Annotated in this window: 20 protein-coding genes; 6 read left to right on the plus strand and 14 right to left on the minus strand. The window is 57.4% G+C overall.

Annotated features, from left to right (window positions below; all coding sequences use genetic code 11):
* The 5 genes from EG244_RS20545 to EG244_RS18915 all read left to right on the plus strand — a co-directional run.
* Window positions 1-197, plus strand: a 197-nt coding sequence (locus EG244_RS20545; protein WP_233589076.1) for a hypothetical protein, incomplete at its 5' end; no start/stop codon positions are given.
* The gene (locus EG244_RS20550; RefSeq protein ID WP_158617369.1) at window positions 187-333 is read left to right on the plus strand and encodes a hypothetical protein; all 147 of its coding nucleotides are present in this window, start codon (window positions 187-189) and stop codon (window positions 331-333) included. The genes EG244_RS20545 and EG244_RS20550, both read left to right, overlap by 11 nt.
* A 976-nt stretch (window positions 334-1,309) precedes the next feature.
* Window positions 1,310-2,584: a hypothetical protein gene (locus EG244_RS18905; protein WP_124966720.1), complete on the plus strand. Its 1,275-nt coding sequence runs from the start codon at window positions 1,310-1,312 to the stop codon at window positions 2,582-2,584.
* 2 nt (window positions 2,585-2,586) lie between these two features.
* Complete coding sequence (locus EG244_RS18910; protein ID WP_124966721.1) at window positions 2,587-3,687, plus strand: hypothetical protein; 1,101 nt, start codon at window positions 2,587-2,589, stop codon at window positions 3,685-3,687.
* Between the two features lie 754 nt (window positions 3,688-4,441).
* On the plus strand, window positions 4,442-4,930 hold the full coding sequence (locus EG244_RS18915) for an MgtC/SapB family protein (protein ID WP_199738034.1): 489 nt from the start codon (window positions 4,442-4,444) through the stop codon (window positions 4,928-4,930).
* Between the two features lie 285 nt (window positions 4,931-5,215).
* Here EG244_RS18915 and EG244_RS18920 read toward each other — a convergent pair whose 3' ends face one another.
* The 7 genes from EG244_RS18920 to EG244_RS18950 form a co-directional block, all read right to left on the minus strand.
* Window positions 5,216-6,481, minus strand: a complete 1,266-nt coding sequence (locus EG244_RS18920; RefSeq protein WP_124966723.1) for a glycosyltransferase family 4 protein — start codon at window positions 6,479-6,481, stop codon at window positions 5,216-5,218.
* A 152-nt stretch (window positions 6,482-6,633) separates the two neighbouring features.
* On the minus strand, window positions 6,634-6,948 hold the full coding sequence (locus tag EG244_RS18925; protein ID WP_124966724.1) for a hypothetical protein: 315 nt from the start codon (window positions 6,946-6,948) through the stop codon (window positions 6,634-6,636).
* Complete coding sequence (locus EG244_RS18930) at window positions 6,945-7,622, minus strand: ParA family protein (protein ID WP_124966725.1); 678 nt, start codon at window positions 7,620-7,622, stop codon at window positions 6,945-6,947. Before EG244_RS18930 ends, EG244_RS18925 begins: the two co-directional genes overlap by 4 nt.
* Before the next feature lie 148 nt (window positions 7,623-7,770).
* A complete protein-coding gene (locus EG244_RS18935; RefSeq protein ID WP_124966726.1) occupies window positions 7,771-8,598 on the minus strand; it encodes a replication initiation protein in 828 nt (275 codons plus the stop codon).
* Window positions 8,599-9,070: 472 nt separating this feature from the next.
* The gene (locus EG244_RS18940; RefSeq protein WP_124966727.1) at window positions 9,071-9,298 is read right to left on the minus strand and encodes a hypothetical protein; all 228 of its coding nucleotides are present in this window, start codon (window positions 9,296-9,298) and stop codon (window positions 9,071-9,073) included.
* On the minus strand, window positions 9,283-9,483 hold the full coding sequence (locus EG244_RS18945; RefSeq protein ID WP_124966728.1) for a hypothetical protein: 201 nt from the start codon (window positions 9,481-9,483) through the stop codon (window positions 9,283-9,285). Before EG244_RS18945 ends, EG244_RS18940 begins: the two co-directional genes overlap by 16 nt.
* Window positions 9,480-10,019, minus strand: coding sequence for a lysozyme (locus EG244_RS18950; RefSeq protein WP_124966729.1), 540 nt, complete (start codon window positions 10,017-10,019; stop codon window positions 9,480-9,482). Before EG244_RS18950 ends, EG244_RS18945 begins: the two co-directional genes overlap by 4 nt.
* A gap of 142 nt (window positions 10,020-10,161) precedes the next feature.
* Here EG244_RS18950 and EG244_RS18955 point away from each other — a divergent pair, with 142 nt between their 5' ends.
* Window positions 10,162-10,458, plus strand: coding sequence for a TFIIB-type zinc ribbon-containing protein (locus EG244_RS18955; RefSeq protein WP_124966730.1), 297 nt, complete (start codon window positions 10,162-10,164; stop codon window positions 10,456-10,458).
* A gap of 676 nt (window positions 10,459-11,134) precedes the next feature.
* On the opposite strand, the gene EG244_RS18960 is transcribed toward EG244_RS18955, so the two are convergent.
* The 7 genes from EG244_RS18960 to EG244_RS20555 all read right to left on the minus strand — a co-directional run.
* Window positions 11,135-11,425 (minus strand): hypothetical protein, encoded by a 291-nt coding sequence (locus EG244_RS18960; RefSeq protein WP_124966731.1) that lies wholly within the window; start codon window positions 11,423-11,425, stop codon window positions 11,135-11,137.
* Between the two features lie 50 nt (window positions 11,426-11,475).
* A complete protein-coding gene (locus EG244_RS18965; RefSeq protein WP_124966732.1) occupies window positions 11,476-11,868 on the minus strand; it encodes a hypothetical protein in 393 nt (130 codons plus the stop codon).
* Window positions 11,865-13,976 carry a hypothetical protein gene (locus EG244_RS18970; protein WP_124966733.1) on the minus strand — a complete coding sequence of 704 codons (2,112 nt, stop codon included), beginning with the start codon at window positions 13,974-13,976 and terminating at the stop codon, window positions 11,865-11,867. The genes EG244_RS18965 and EG244_RS18970 overlap by 4 nt, the downstream gene beginning before the upstream one ends.
* Window positions 13,973-14,170, minus strand: a complete 198-nt coding sequence (locus tag EG244_RS18975) for a hypothetical protein (RefSeq protein WP_124966734.1) — start codon at window positions 14,168-14,170, stop codon at window positions 13,973-13,975. The genes EG244_RS18970 and EG244_RS18975 overlap by 4 nt, the downstream gene beginning before the upstream one ends.
* Window positions 14,170-14,436 carry a spike base protein, RCAP_Rcc01079 family gene (locus tag EG244_RS18980; RefSeq protein WP_124966735.1) on the minus strand — a complete coding sequence of 89 codons (267 nt, stop codon included), beginning with the start codon at window positions 14,434-14,436 and terminating at the stop codon, window positions 14,170-14,172. The genes EG244_RS18975 and EG244_RS18980 overlap by 1 nt, the downstream gene beginning before the upstream one ends.
* Before the next feature lie 69 nt (window positions 14,437-14,505).
* Window positions 14,506-14,631, minus strand: a complete 126-nt coding sequence (locus EG244_RS21350; RefSeq protein ID WP_267900301.1) for a hypothetical protein — start codon at window positions 14,629-14,631, stop codon at window positions 14,506-14,508.
* On the minus strand, window positions 14,631-14,822 hold a 192-nt coding region (locus EG244_RS20555; protein ID WP_158617370.1), incomplete at its 5' end, for a phage upper tail fiber protein. The genes EG244_RS21350 and EG244_RS20555, both read right to left, overlap by 1 nt.

Below are 14,822 nucleotides of genomic sequence, written 5' to 3' on the forward strand. Positions count from 1 at the left end.
CTGGGCATGAGCTGAGCGGCACAGAACTGAGGTTTGAAATGACCCAACCCCATACCGACCCCGAGCGCGCCCGACTGGAGCGCGAATTGCAGGAAGCCCGCACCGAGGTGATTGCCGTTCACGATCTCTGCGATGCGCAGCAGGCCGAAATCGCTCAGCTGTGCAGCCAGCTGCAGGATCGCAGCTATGAGTGCTGAACCCGATCTGCTGCAGTGCCTCCTGGAAGAAGGCGAGAGCCGGAACGAGCGGCTGCACCCCGCTCCGAGGTGGCTTATTGGCGCCTTTCTCGCCAACGTCACCGCCTTCGGTCTGCTTGCCTGGTGGCTGTCATGATTGCGAAATGCACCCACGTACTGCCAACGCTCAGCTGCTATTCCTCCGCAGATACCACCGTTCAGGTCAGCCTCTCGCGCATGCCGTGGGGCCCGTCAGTGACCCGTGCAGATGCAAGGCCTGAAAGCGCGCCATCTGCCCTGAGCAGCCGCCGGCCGCTAACCCGTCAGGCGGAGAGCAGCCGCCTGACGCAGACGCTCTCCGCCATCCGGGCGGAATGGTCAGAGCACCGCGAGAGTTGCGCACCAAACGGTCGTTTTCGGCCATAGCTGCCGGTCATGCGATGCTACAGGCGACCTACCTACAGGCCGAAACCAGATGATCGTGCACCGCCGCTTCTGCATGGGGGGATGCCTCACAGCTGCCATTCAAAGCGGACACTAAATTGAAGTCCAGATGTCTGTTGGGAAGTATAAGTAGAAACTCATTGAGATGGTCGATTCACGGGGGTTGTCAGCCGCATACAATTGATGCCTATTACTTAGTGTATGCGCCAATTTTACGGAAAGGCAAACTGGATACACTTCCTGATCGCAAACACCAAGCTAGATGAAAGCACGCTATGATAGTTATTTTCGAAACTAGATTGGCAGAGATTTTTGACCAGGCTGTTCTTTCTGCGGCCTTTTATCTACGACTGCCTACCAGAGAAATCTACCTTTTGGGTCATAGGAAATACTCCGAAAAATCGTACGGCAACTGGTTAAGATGTGGGTAATCCACTACACGCTTCGATTACTATGCATGGCGCAGTATGCGCTCGCGCGCTATGTTGGCAAGTTGCTTGCGGTATTTCAGCCACAAACTGTTCTTGAGCGCGGAAGGTGAAACATGATCAAAAATCGACATGTTTCGCGCACATTCTTTCTGATTAGAATTTCTCTAATGAGTAAGTGAAAGGGCGATAATCGGTCCAAGCTCCGTTTTCATGTTAGAGATAGAAGAACTTTATCATTATTCTGCCAAAGGTGATTAGATGTCTAAGAAAATTGCAGAATTTTCGTATGATTTGCACTCAGGGCTTTCCTCTCTTTCCGTCCCTGAATTTGATCAACTTCCTGTGTTGGGGATGTGTGCCACACTAGCTGTGCACATCAAAGGATTAGGCGAAATAGAGTATGATGTTCTAAGGAAGGTTTCTGATCACTTTATGTCGATACCTTCTTTTGCCTTGAAGCAAGTCGTCGAAATTCTCGATGCAATTGAGTTTGTAAATATCATTAGCAGAGGCCGGACGATTGAAAAAATAATTCCCAATATCCCTATTTTTGATAATGTCTATGAAGGTCTAGGGCAGTTTGCGTCGAACGAGCTTTCATTCAATGAGCACGAAGATGCTACTATTGAAATCCTTTCAGCTTTATATGACGCGCCCAAGAACAGGGAGTCTTTACTTGCGAAGTCAGGGATAAACAAAATCCTTTTTAACAGGTGTGTGACCCTGGGTGAAAAAAGCGGAATCCTGACTGAGCAAATGGCTCGTGGTAAAAGCATTTTGATTAGTCCTTATTACTTCGCGGACAACCTGACGGGCCTAGCCGACACGGTAGCTTTAGCGGGCGCACCTGCGCTGCAGTCTACACTTCAAAAAATCAAGGAGAGCCAAGGATGGCCACTATCTCTCGTGGCTAGCACTGGCAGGATTGGTAATGTTCAGTTAACTCCGACAGAGCAGCAGCTGGTGCAAAAGCTCGCGTCTGAAGGAATCGTCAAACCGCCAACGATTAGTTTTGGTGCGAAGACTGAGTCATTTCTGTTCACGCCTAAGCCTGGCGGGGCGCGACTAAATGCTGCCAATAGGGAGATATACGAACGAGCAATGGCGATCATCTCTGCTGTAAGGAAAGGGCAGCTTCTGCCAGAGGAATACAGAATACGTTCGCCGATTGCTATCCTCCGGGCACTTCGGAACAATGGTTTCCTCGGCTCAAATTCTGAGGCTTCAGAGCAATATAGAAATCTTGTTGTGATGAAAGTAGCGCATTTGAAAGAAGTCGCCTCGGGTAGATGGCAGCTGCAGCTCCATCGAACAATTGAGAATGAACAGGCTTTGGATTTGGCAATTGAACTGCTTGAAGAAGGTACCGTCTCAAACATGGAGGTCAATCAAGAAGCGAGAATTGCTCTTTCTAAGGGTGAAGAGTATATTCAGTCTCTGATTTCAGCGACAGAGTTAAAAAAAAGGCAGAAACAGTTAACCGACCCTCAGGCAATTGAAGAATTTGATCAACTTGTTATGCAGTTTGATTGACCATGGGAAAATACGATAAAGATCGACGCCAAAAAGAGCTCGCAATTCGCTATTGCTTAGCGCAGGGAATGGTTCCTTGCTTAGAGGTGGTTGTTCCAAGCATTTCTGAATTGTCAGACAATCCTGAAGTTATCACCGACATAGACGCTTTGGGTTTAGAGTTTGTCGCTGATGGAGGATTGCGTCGAATTGCGTTCGATTGCAAGTCGTCTACGAAACTTAGCGCGATCGGCCGCACATTTTGGGCAGCTGGTTTAATGCAGTATACTGGTTGTGATGGTGCGTTCGTTATCTTAGGTAAGCCAGCAGTCTACAATCACAGAATATCCGCCCTTTCGATCAATGTAGATTTGCATGATCAGAAATCTTTTGAGGATTTAGGTCGTTCTAAGTTGCTAGACTTCGACATGCCTCACCATTATCAATCAACAATTGATAACTGGGAAAAAGTATCTGATGCATATGACAAATGTGTTTGGTCCAAAACTGCTTTTGAAATTGCTCGAAACACAACTCCCATCTCACGAACGCCTGAAAAAACATTCAGGAAGTTGGTGGTCGAGTTGAAAAGGAATCGTGGATATTTTGATCCACGAAAGAATGAGCACATGGCGATATTTTTCGACCTCATGGCATCAATGTTTATACTGTGGACTTCTATGGGGCGGGACTTCAGGCGCATATACAGCCCTGAGATGAAGCAGCAGCAGTTCGAGCATGCGCTTCGCTTTTATGTTTGGGGAGGCAAAGAAGCGTTCGAAATTCGTCAAGCGTTGCGTGAAAGGGCAGTTCAACTTAACTCCGGAGCAGAAATTCCTGCGGATGTTCAGGAATTTCCTGCATGGGAGCAATTGCAGCACTTCGTAGGATTAGTTGTGAGTGCGCCTCAGGCAGTATTCGGGTGCGTAAATCTTTGCAGGGACCTGTCTATTCGCTGCGTTGTGACAAAGAGTGCAGATGAAGAGGTGAATCTTGCGAATGGAGTTCGAGGCTCAAATCGAGCAACTCAGTTTATCCTCGCTATGGGAGCTTATCTCGTTTCAGCTTGTCAGCTTCCCAGTGACACTAAGGAAAAGCTCAAAGAAATCTTGGCTGAGTTGTAGTGGGGGATGCGCGTTTCGACGTTCTGACATCCTTGTGTTCGCGCAGAGGGTGAACTTCTGAGTTCTTCCCATAACGTTAAGATGACCGGTTCGAACTGACCGTCGCCTTCCCGCCCGAAACTGCTCAGCTGGCCCCCCCTTGACCAGCTGGCGCCAGTCGCCTGTCAGCCACGGTTGCGATGCATAAAGTCAGCGTTTTGCCTGGTATCTCAGAGCTACAGGGCGTGCTGATAATATTGTGTTATCGGATATTAGTGGGCCGACCTTCGCTTCAGGTGTCTTCCCGCACTTTGATCGATCTTGACGTGGCGGCAACTTAATTGAGTTCAGGAGGGGTCTTTTCCCCCCTACTGGGGTTGTTCCCGGTCACTGACTTGAATGGACCGGCGCATGACTCCCTATGATCCAAAATACGCGATCCGAAGCGCGCTGCGCCATGCATACTCTGAACCCTTGGGAGCTCCCACCTCTCGAATGCATGAGCTGGCCCGCCAGCTGGACCTGCTCTTGCAAGCGCGGGAAACGACCCTCCTCGAAGATGCAGAGTGTGACCGGCTTCACTGAGGCGCGGGGGTACCGACCACGTCCTCTGTGAAGGGTAAGTCCGGGCTATCGGATATCTTCTTTCGCCCTTCAGGCGCAGGTCAGACGCCTCCTGGCAAAGAACCACTCAGATCGATCTGAGGTGGCAGCTTTATCTCTTGAGCGGCGTTGACCGTCACCTGACAAGATGGTGGTCCCCATGAGTGAATGGATGTCTGAGATCGAGTGGCAGGACATAATGCGTCAGACCATCACGCTTCTGATCGCTTACGTCCTGGCCCTCCCGATCGGCTGGAACCGTGAGCAAGAGGAGCGTAGTGCAGGTCTTCGGACATTTCCGCTCGTCGCCGTGTCCTGCTGCGGCTTTGTACAGGCTGCCGAGGGGCGGCTTGGTGAAGATCTCGGGGCGATGGGCGCGGTGGTGGAAGGTTTAATCACCGGCATAGGGTTCATTGGAGGCGGCGCAATCCTTAAGCTCCAGAACTCGGTGAAGGGGACGGCCACCGCAGCCAGCCTTTGGGGAACCGGCGCAATTGGTGCAGCTGTGGGTCTGGGGGCTTATGAGGTTGCGATTGTCATTGCGCTTCTGACAAAAGCCACACTGACTTTTCTGCCTCACTTCAAGCCAGAGGAAGCTGAGCGATCCCTGCCAGAGAGAGCCCCTGACGGGGCCGATACGGATTCTATGGAAGATCGATAAAGCTCTTGTTAACCCGCTGCTACAATCAGGCAGACCGCGCCAAGATTACCTTATCAAACATTAAGACCCTGTCAGGAACGCATCGAGTTATTCTGCCCGGCATGGGCAGTAGCAGATATACCACCTGGGGCAGCCCATGTGCATATTTGACGGCGCAGCCTTGTGCTGGAGATCAAACTGATCCGGCGCAGCTTGCCGAATTGCCTCACCGGTGGCTGTGCTGCTTTGCAGCACGCGAGGCAAAAACCATAGCCCGGTCTGGGTGAGCGGTGAAATAGTCGGGGATCAGCGCAAATTGGTGGCCTTTTCGCCCAGTAAGACCCTTGCGAGACAGCTGCCCCACCCCAGGCTGCGGTCCAGCATAAGCGGGCGTATCTCCGCTGCTTTGCCTGCAAGTGTGGTATAGGCGTCGTCATCTTCCATCAGCCGCATTAGCGCAGTCCGCAGTGCAGCCACATCATCGGCAGGGAAAGTCAGACAAGCCGCGCCGGCGGTTTCGGCGGCAGGTACGACCGAACTCGTCACGGAGGGCACGCCCTGAACAGCGGCTTCAAGCACGACCAGCGCCAAACCTTCTGTGACGTCAGCGCGGGTCGGACAAACCAAAAGGTCCGCCTCCCCCAGTGCGGCGTGCACACCCTCGGCATCCAGAAGTCCCGCGAACTCAATCTGCCCACCGGCTTCGTGCCGGTCTATTGCCTCTGTCAGGGCCTGATCAGCACTTCCGGTGCCGGCCAGCGTCAGCCGCGCATCCGGAAATTTCGCTGCAATGGCCCCGAAAGCTGCAAGCAGATCGAATACGCCCTTGTTCGCCTCTATCCTGCCCAGAAAAAGAAGCCGTCTCGCTTTCTCGCGTTTGCGGGGAGCCTTCAGGTGCCCGCCCAGGACCTGTGGCATTTCTGTTTCGACGCTATGACCAGCTCCGGCCAGCAGCTTGAACTGACGTGCACATTCGACTGAAGTGCAGACTGCTGCCTCTGCCCGCGTCAGCGCCCGACCCAGCAACCATTGCTGAACGCGGTTCTTCAGCCCATTTGCGCGCCTTCCCATGGGCCAGAAGGAACCGTGAAGGGTCAGGAGCAGGCGTGTCCTTTTGGCTACTGCGTGATAGGCTGTCGGCTTCAGATCGCCACTCAGGATGGCGACATCGGGCGACCAGTCATTGATGACTGCTGCGAGGCGGCGGGCATAGTCGCGTTCTGCCAGATGCCATTTCAGCCCTCTCGCAGAATGATTTCGCCCGACGCAAACGAAGTGAAAGCGGGGGTCGGAGATAGTTGGCTGAACCGGGCCTGAGGTTATTACCAAGGCTTCGGCTCCAATCGCCGCAACCAGGGAATAAAACTGCGCTGAATAGGATAACACCGGCACGCGCGCATCGTGGCGCCCTGCCGCCCACTGTTCGTAGGTTCCTACCACATCACCGGGACCGGCCATGAATGCCAGTCTCGGCGCACGCCCAGCGGGCACATTCAAATGGGTTCGCAGCCGTACCTGCCAATCTGGCGGCAGAATAACCGCTCTGCTTACATCATCAATAAACTGTGTCAATGCACCTCTCCTGTGCCGTCAGCTATTTGGCTATCAGAGTAATCATCCGATTTTAAAAGTGTTCTGACGTATAAATCACGTGGTAATTTTCTGACGTCTTAGTCGCTAGCTAAATAAATGTTTATTTGGGGGAATAAATATTACCCCAAATATCAAAACCCGTGTTTGCACAAATAATCAAGGATCGCCTGCTCACACATCGCCTGCAGCTTCTCGTCGCGCTCCACCCCCAACAGCTGCAGGCGCTTGTAATCTGCCCCGTCCAGTTCGATCGACACCCGGCGCGGGTTCTGCCTTGTGACGCGTACCGGAGCGCCGCGCTTCGGCTTCTCAGCCACGGCGGGGTCACGGACGGTGAAACCCATACGATCGCCAGCCGCATCGATCTGAGCCATGGTTTCAGGGCTGCTGTCTTTCGGCTTGGATTTAAGCAGGCCAGCAAGCTGGTACGGCTTCTTCTCCGTCATTCATCAGCCTCCCGGGCAAGACGCTGCAACACCGCCTCAGCAAACTGCCGCGCATTCTCGACAGCGGCATCATGCGAGCCCTGCGGAGGCATGCTGCGGAGGTCTCCGCCGAACTCAAAGAAGGCCGCAAAGGCTCCCCGCTCCATCAGTGGCGGGTCGATGATCTCGACGCCCTCCGCGATCAGGCTCTCGGTCAGGCCGCGCTGCGCTTTCGACTTGATCGCCTTTGTGGCCGACAGAGCGACGACAAACGGGATCGAGCGTCCAAGCGTTTCCTCTTCCTCAGCCACCATCTGAATGGCTGCCGCGCCGATCTTCACGTCGAGAGACGTGGGCCGCATCGGCACGAGCACCAGATCCGCCTGAGAGATGGCCCGGGTCGCCAGTCGCGATGCCGCGCCGCCCAGGTCGACGATCACCACCTTTCCATCGCCCTCACCTGCTTTGATCTCGCGGATTACTTCAGCCTCACCGACCCGGTGCTTGAGCGTGATGCCGGCAGGCGTGTCGCCAGCACCTGCCCAGACCTCCAGCGCAGTCTCGCGCCCGGTGACGAAGTCGCAGTCCAGCATCGTGACCTCGATGCCCATGGCCGCGAGCTCTGTGCCAAGGATCACAGCCGCGGTGCTCTTTCCGGCCCCGCCCTTGGGACTTGAAATCACGATAGTTGGCATTCGCTCATTCCCTCAATGCAGGGTTTATTTATTTGGGGGAATAATTATTTATATAAAATATTATCACCCCAGTTTCCCATTTTGTTATTTTACTATGGCGCCTGCAGGCAAGTGTTTACTCAGGTCAAGGCAGTCCGCGCCTATGATGTTACTCGCTAAGATCCTCAAGAAGCGGGTTCAGATCAGAGAGGGCCAGCGCCTTTTTCTCAGCGTACATTGCCCGCAGCTCATCCTCAGTCTTCCGCCACCACGTCAGCTTGATGGTGGTCACCTTCCGACCCACTCGATCAGCGACCTCGATGGAGCAATTGAAAGGGGCGAGGGCACAGACCTCAGCGACCGCGGGCTCGATCGCCTTTTGCCGCAGATTGCCAAAGCTTGACAGCTTCCCCTCCGGTACCCCCAGCAGCTCGCGGAAATCATCGATCGCGATCACCTCTGAGAACTTGAACGACATGCGGATGCGCCGCGAGACCGCCTCATACAGGGCAAGCCCGTATTTCGTCGTGAAGGCCTGCAGCACGGCAAGCTCCAGCTTGGCAAAGACCGCGCTGCTTTGGAGCAGGGGAGCCAGGCGCTTGTCGAAGCTGTAGGTGAGCGTGCCGTGCTCGCGCTGGCTGTCGGCCATATCGTTACCGCCGAGCAGCTGCACACGGGTCGTGTGGCCCTCGCCGTGCCGCACCAGAACCACGGTTTTCATCAGAGCTTCGATGCTCTCGCCGATCCGCTCGTTTCCCCCGTGCGTGCCGCGCAGCTCTGCCAGAGAAATGGTAAAATCGTGACCTTCCACCGCAAGCTTGGGGCCAAAGGCATTCGACAGCAGCTTATTATAAAGCCGCCGCGCCGCGAGCGTCAGACCGGTGCCGCCCTGAATATCGATCAGCTCTGCGGGCTTGATCATCTCCCCATCCAAGGGCTTCACCGCGAGCGTTTTAGTCCTATCGTAACTTTTTGGGTGATTTTCCTGCTGATCCATCGAAACCCGCGCCCTGTGTCGGGGTTACAATGCCCCAAATTTTCCTTCTGGGGCAAGTCCTTTGCTCTTACGTCCTGTGAATGGGTACCTATCCACCCCAAAAGTTACAATAAACCACCCGATAAGTTACGATACATCACCCCAAAAGTTACAATAAACCACCCAATAGGTTACAATGCTCCTTGTAACACCCTGATATATCTTAGTTAATTTCACACGAAGAAGAAGATTCTTAGAAGAGTATGAAGAAGCCCCAATGAGGTGTCATTGAACACAGCCACTGAAACGCAAAAAGCCCGCCCCCACCCGTGAGGGCAGGGACGGGCAATGAAACCGCAATCAGCACACACCCTCAAAGCCGATCACCAGATCCGCCGCAGGTTCCCCCACAGCATCCGGTGTTTCAGGGTGAGCGGTCAGCCCTGCGCGCAACTGAGCAACTGCGGGACGCAAGCCGATGCACATCCCGGCATCACTTGCGGGCTTTGTCGCCCATCCGCAGGCGCTCACGCCAGTCAGCACCGCCAGCAGAAGCATTGCTCTGCGCATCCTGTATCCTCCTGATGGTATCGAGAGAGGCCCTGTCGGCCTTCAAATCGGCCCGCTGAGCGGCATCCCTGCGCCCTCGCCAGTAGATCGCCGCGGAAAGCAGGAGGCCCACCAGCGGCTTCCACAGCGCCCGGATCAGCGCGCCAGCCAATGCCGCACCTTTGCGATGAGCCAGCCAGTCTCGGCCAGCGCCAGTGAGATCAGGCCTGCGGTGAAGGCGGCGGCCTCGGGATGCTCTAACACGGCAGCGATCGGGGCAGGGAGACCCGCTGCGATCAACCAGACAGAGAGCCAGCGGAGAAGCTGGCGCAGCAGTTCGAGAGCGAGCGCGTTCATGCCTTCACCCCCAAAGCTTCGAGACACAGCCGCTGCTCAGCCGCCCGTCGATTTGTGAGGCCCCGAATCTGCTTGCCACCGGCCTTGTCCCATCGGCTCAATTGGCGACAAGCGCCAGCCCAGTCTCCGGCCTTCGCCAGCTTCACCAGTGTGGAACCACAAGCCGCGCCGGCGCCGACATTGTAGGTCCAGGAGGTGAGCGCGACCTGGACGCCCTGAGGCTGCGCGGGCAGGGCAGGGAGGCAGGCTGAGAGCTGCGCGTGATAGCCTGCCAGGGACTGCTGTAGCATCCCGAGGCATTGCTCAGGCGTGTAGCGGTCGCCGGGCTGCACGCCCTTGGTCTCGCCATAGCAGACCGTCCAGACAGGCGGGCTGGCGATGCGGTCGAGATAGGCCTCGGTGCGCTCACCCTCCCAGGGGCCGACGAACATGGCTGTAATCGCGAGGATGGCAGCCGCGCCGCCAGCGGTGGATTTCGGGCGCGCACTCAGCATCGCCCGGAGACCAGCAAAGAGCCGGACCAGAAATTGCAGCATTGCTGCCTCCATGTTTGAATTTTGCCCTGAGGCGAGGCCGGGAATGTTCCCCAAGCCTTTGGTCACAAAAGCGTTTGTGAGAGTTGTTTGAGCCTGCTCAGCCCCCAGCTATCTTTCGATAACGCTGAATTCGGAGCAGCCCATGAAGTGCCCAATCGACAATGAAACGCTGGTGATCTCTGACCGTGGCGGGGTCGAGATCGACTATTGCCCCAAATGCCGCGGTGTCTGGCTGGATCGCGGAGAGCTGGACAAGATCATTGAGCGTTCCGTCATGGAACGCCCCGCTGCGCAGCCGCTCCGGGAGCAGCCCCGCGATGGCGACCGCTCACGTCAGGACCACGACGACGATTACCGTCGCTACTCGGACGATGATGATTATCGCTTTGGGAAAAAGAAAAAGCGGGAAAGCTGGCTCGGTGAGCTGTTTGACTTCTGACACCTGTTCACGGGTTGTCGCGATTTTGTGACACCATCTGTCGCGAAACTGTGGCAAGCTGTCTGGATCAACTGGTTATACGCGCATCGCGTCACAGATGACTTCGGTCCTGTCACAACATGCTACGAGCCAGATGTGATGGGACAGGGCGTCTTCAATGAAGACGCCTTGTTTCGTTCGGGCTTCCCCTCTTTGGGGGAATTGTCTGAAGGGCAGGCTTGATATCTATGCGGCAGAATTGTCCCTGAAGTTTACCAGATGGAAAATTTTTAGCGGCCCCCGAGCTTTCCGTTAAGCGAGGGGGCTTTTTCCCTACAGGCATCTCAAAGCCGAGATCGGCGATAAACTGACCCGGAAATTTCAAAGTGGCTCCATAAAATGCCAAAACACGCGCAATGAGAGGTTATATTCTTAAGTTGTTGACCGTTTCGTCCGCGTAAGTGCGAGGCTCTCGGTCATTAACCTTTTGTTAACTTTCAGAGATCCGCTAATGCTTGGTAAAGACTTCCGCCCATTCCAATGTCGCTGCGGTCACAAATTACGCTTTGCAGCTTTGCGCTGTGGCAACTGTGGCGCGCGCACACCCTTTCAAAATCGCGTCGAGTTCTGGGCTCTGGCAGGCTTCGCCGCACTGATCGTGTTTGGCCTCATAGTAGGAGCTTTTATCTCCTGACGCTCATGGCTTCCGCCACTCCTTCCATAGCCTGATTGCCTGGCTGGGGTCGTTCACCGCGATCAGCAGCCAGCGCATGACGCCCTCGGCTGTGAGGGTGACGATGGCGGCCGCCACGGCCAGTGGCACGCCAAAGACCTCAGCCGCATATTCAGCGCCCACCAGCGCGGCGCCCACCGCGACCAGCAGCGTGGTGATCACCTGCCAGGCGCCGAGCTGAGAGCTTGTCTTGATTTTGACCAGAAGCGCGACGGCGACCGCGATCCAGAAGTCGAGAGATTTAAAGTCGGTCACAGCGCCCTCCGCGCAAAGAAAAAGCCCCGCGCGATGGCGGGGCCGTAGGTTTACGCTTCGGGAGCCAGTTCGATCACGGCTGGCAGCCCCTCGAGCCCCAGAAGCGCCCGGGCCGCCGGCGGATCGAGCCCGACCACCGCGAGGATCTTGCCGGGCGGGATCTCCGGCGGCGGCTCATCGGCGACGGGGGGCTCGATCAGAACCACCTCCGCCTGAGCGCTGGCGGCGGCGTCCATATCCGCACCCCATTCCGGCTCGACCAGCGGCTGGAAGGCATCGGAGACAAAGGCAGGGGCCACCAGCCCGGAGGCCACGGCATAGCCGCCGACCACCGGAGCAAGGGAGAAGGTTTCCCCATCCGCTTCACTGTAGCCAATGACGCGGGCGAGGTGATTGGCCGCGCTGATGAGCGCGACCGGAACGGCGATCGTGACCGGGATCATGGCTTATATTTCCCCCATTGGGTTTCGAGCTGTGCTTTTTCGTAAGAGGTAAAGCGGCCCCGCTTCAGGGCCACATCGGCCATGCGCTCTGCGCGCAGCAGATCGGTGCCGGTGGTGCCGTCGCTGGTGACGCTGGCGTAGCCGATCACGCCGAGGTGGGTGACCCAGGCGATTTCCCACGCGCCCGCTGGCAGCACGGCGGGCAGGCTGTCGCCGCCGTCGTTGTAGAGGTGCCAGATGTCGGGGATGCCCGCTTCTATGATGTCAGTGATAGACGCCACGGCCTGGAAGGGAGTTGTCGCAGGACCGATCTCGATCTGCGGGTTGCGCACCAGAACCTTGTTTGCATCCCCAGAGCGGTTGTTGATGCGGAGCTGAGCACCATTCGTGTTATCCGCCCCCAACGTCAGGGTGGCCACCATCCGTTGCCAGTTATCCGTCAGCCTTTCAACATAGGCGGCCTGAGACACGGATGCCCCTGCGCTGTTGCGGATACCGATCATGGCAAGTGAGCCGTATTCTCCTGCACTCTTAACTTCCAGGCTGAAGGTGAGCGTTGAACCGGGCGGAGCGCGGTCTGCGGGAACGCTCCAGTCCGCCCGCTGACCCGCTGCAGCCGAAAGATTGTTCAGTTCCCAGGTGCCGGGCTCAATTACCGTCGCGGTAACACCAGACACGGTGCTTATCGCAAAAGTGTTTCCGATCAAGTTGCGCCGCCCCCCTTTCGGCCAACGCGCGAGGGTCGGGCGCGAGAGAGCCGTGTTCTGCATGGCATGGTTTCCCGGCACCTTTTTGATTGAGTGCAGGGTGAACGGGATAGGGGCTTCAGTGTTCGCCGCAGCCGCGATGAACAAACTGATGGACGTCGACTGCAAATAACGAACGACACGCTCGCCAGCGGCCACCCCTCCGTACGAGCTCCCGGTTATGGAAGAGGCGCGGAGGTTTATAGCCGCAGTCCCCCTGTTCTCGAGGTCGACACGATACATCATGCCTACCTCTATGCCCGCAAACTGGGTGCCCGAGGCGGCGGCGCTGCTGTCCCGCACCACAGTGCCCTCACCCGTTGTCGGATTGTAAGTGCCGATAATCGCAGTGGGCGTACTGGACGTGTAGACCGTGCCCGAACCTTTCATTTCCGAGCCGACAGGTTCAGTTTGATCCAGCAACAGCCCTACCGGGCTTCCGGCCCCGGTTGCCTGGTCCACCCCGGTGTTGGTCTGCCACATGCGCTCCGGGGTCGGCCCCATCCCCGGCGGCACCAAATACCACGCCCCGGTGCGTTCCTGCCACCAGGTCTCGAGCCGCAGCCGCTCGGCATCGCTCAGCGGGGTGTCGCGCGCGAAGACATCGGCCAGCCGCTCATCGCGCAGCAGATCGATGCCCACCGTGCCGGTGCTGACGGCCGTGGTGTAACCGAGGCGGCCAAGGGTGCTGACCCAGGCGATGTGCTGCGTGCCCGCCGGGAAGGTCGCCAGCAGGCTGTCGCCCCCGTCATTCCAGAGATGCCAGACGTCCGGCACGCCCGCCTCGGTGATGTCAAAATCGGATCCAACATGCTGATATGCCCCGAGCGCAGATCCGAACTCCATTTGCGGCGCGTAGATCATCAGATCCCGGGCTGTGACGTTGGACCAGGTATTGATGTTGAAGGTGCCGGTATTTCCCGAAAGATTAAGCGCCCCGACTTCCTGCCATTCGCCCGTCAAAACGATATTTGCTTCAGCGGCTGAGCCTGGAAGCCGACGACGGATCGTTTCTCCGGCGATCCCTTTCAGAAAGAGGCGCGAACTGTATGGGCCCGGAGACGGGTTGGAGGGGCAAAGGGACAATGTTTGCTGGGATGAGGAGAACTGAACCCGACACGCCCTCATACCCCCGGTTGGGTCTGCCTGATTGGGTGTCACCGTCACACCAGAGTTGGCACTATAGCCGAATGAGTGGGCCATATTGCGCCGCCCACCCTTTGGCATCCGCGCCAGCGTGGGCCGCGAGAGCGCGGTCGCCTGCGTGGCATCCACCGTCCCCGCCTTCCGCACGACCTTGCCGATCGGCTGGCCCGCTTCATAAGCCGGGGTGGTCCCGGCAGCATCCTGATAAAGCCTCATTTCACGGCTCCCTGAAGATTGGCCCAGAAGCCCGGCTGACCACGGGTCAGCAGCAGGTCAGGCGTGAATGCGGGGGGCGCAAATCCGCCCGCCCAGAACCCGGGCTGCCCCGGTTTGATGAGATCTGCGGGCGTCCAGCCCCGGCCGCCACTGCCGCGCTGCAGCCCGCTCAGGCTCAGACCGAGACCGAGCATCAGATCCACCCCGTGAGGCCGGTGGCCGTGGTGCCGCTCGAGCGGATGCGCCGGGCGCAGAGCGGATAGGTGCCGGGCGGCAGATCGCCCGTGGTATAGGTCTGGCCGTCGCGCGAGCTGATAAAGCTCAGCGTGCCGCCCTCGCCGCCGATGGTGACGGCGCGCACCGCCTGCGCGAGATCGGCGCTGTCGGATGGCGTGACGGCCAGCGCGCCGATCGCGGGGCCTGAGGCGCTGATCGCGTGGGATTTGAAAGGATCGCTCATGGTGTCTCACAACAAAAAGCCCGCGCGAAACCGGCGGGCGTGGGTGTCAGAATGTCAGGGAGGCGGGGCTCAGGACTGCGGGTCAAAGCCCCCGGCCCAGAAGCCAGGCGCAAGCGCGGCAGGCGTCCAGAGCCAGACCGGCTCCCCGCCGCACATCACGGCCACGATCAGATAGGGGCCCACGGTGAAATACATCACATGCCCTCGCGGATCAGATAGAGCACCGCCGGATCTGGCGCGGTGATCGCCTCATACTCAGCTTTCGTGAGCACGATCAGCCGTTGCGGCGCGCCCTGCTGGCCGAAGTTGTTCAGGAGCACCGTGGCGAGATCCGCGCCCCTGGGCACGATCGAGGGCACCACCGTGAGCATGCCCTTGGCGCAGAG

The organism is Falsigemmobacter faecalis (assembly GCF_003863335.1).
GTDB classification, from domain to species: Bacteria; Pseudomonadota; Alphaproteobacteria; order Rhodobacterales; family Rhodobacteraceae; genus Wagnerdoeblera; species Wagnerdoeblera faecalis.

Excerpts from the sequence above, each read along its gene's own strand:
- EG244_RS20550 (WP_158617369.1), top strand. The coding sequence starts at position 187 with ATGAGTGCTGAACCCGATCTGCTGCAGTGCCTCCTGGAAGAAGGCGAG.
- EG244_RS18905 (WP_124966720.1), top strand. The coding sequence starts at position 1,310 with ATGTCTAAGAAAATTGCAGAATTTTCGTATGATTTGCACTCAGGGCTT.
- EG244_RS18910 (WP_124966721.1), top strand. The coding sequence starts at position 2,587 with ATGGGAAAATACGATAAAGATCGACGCCAAAAAGAGCTCGCAATTCGC.
- EG244_RS18915 (WP_199738034.1), top strand. The coding sequence starts at position 4,442 with ATGTCTGAGATCGAGTGGCAGGACATAATGCGTCAGACCATCACGCTT.
- EG244_RS18925 (WP_124966724.1), bottom strand. The coding sequence starts at position 6,948 with ATGACGGAGAAGAAGCCGTACCAGCTTGCTGGCCTGCTTAAATCCAAG.
- EG244_RS18930 (WP_124966725.1), bottom strand. The coding sequence starts at position 7,622 with ATGCCAACTATCGTGATTTCAAGTCCCAAGGGCGGGGCCGGAAAGAGC.
- EG244_RS18935 (WP_124966726.1), bottom strand. The coding sequence starts at position 8,598 with ATGGATCAGCAGGAAAATCACCCAAAAAGTTACGATAGGACTAAAACG.
- EG244_RS18945 (WP_124966728.1), bottom strand. The coding sequence starts at position 9,483 with ATGAACGCGCTCGCTCTCGAACTGCTGCGCCAGCTTCTCCGCTGGCTC.
- EG244_RS18950 (WP_124966729.1), bottom strand. The coding sequence starts at position 10,019 with ATGCTGCAATTTCTGGTCCGGCTCTTTGCTGGTCTCCGGGCGATGCTG.
- EG244_RS18955 (WP_124966730.1), top strand. The coding sequence starts at position 10,162 with ATGAAGTGCCCAATCGACAATGAAACGCTGGTGATCTCTGACCGTGGC.
- EG244_RS18965 (WP_124966732.1), bottom strand. The coding sequence starts at position 11,868 with ATGATCCCGGTCACGATCGCCGTTCCGGTCGCGCTCATCAGCGCGGCC.
- EG244_RS18970 (WP_124966733.1), bottom strand. The coding sequence starts at position 13,976 with ATGAGGCTTTATCAGGATGCTGCCGGGACCACCCCGGCTTATGAAGCG.
- EG244_RS18975 (WP_124966734.1), bottom strand. The coding sequence starts at position 14,170 with ATGCTCGGTCTCGGTCTGAGCCTGAGCGGGCTGCAGCGCGGCAGTGGC.
- EG244_RS18980 (WP_124966735.1), bottom strand. The coding sequence starts at position 14,436 with ATGAGCGATCCTTTCAAATCCCACGCGATCAGCGCCTCAGGCCCCGCG.
- EG244_RS21350 (WP_267900301.1), bottom strand. The coding sequence starts at position 14,631 with ATGTATTTCACCGTGGGCCCCTATCTGATCGTGGCCGTGATGTGCGGC.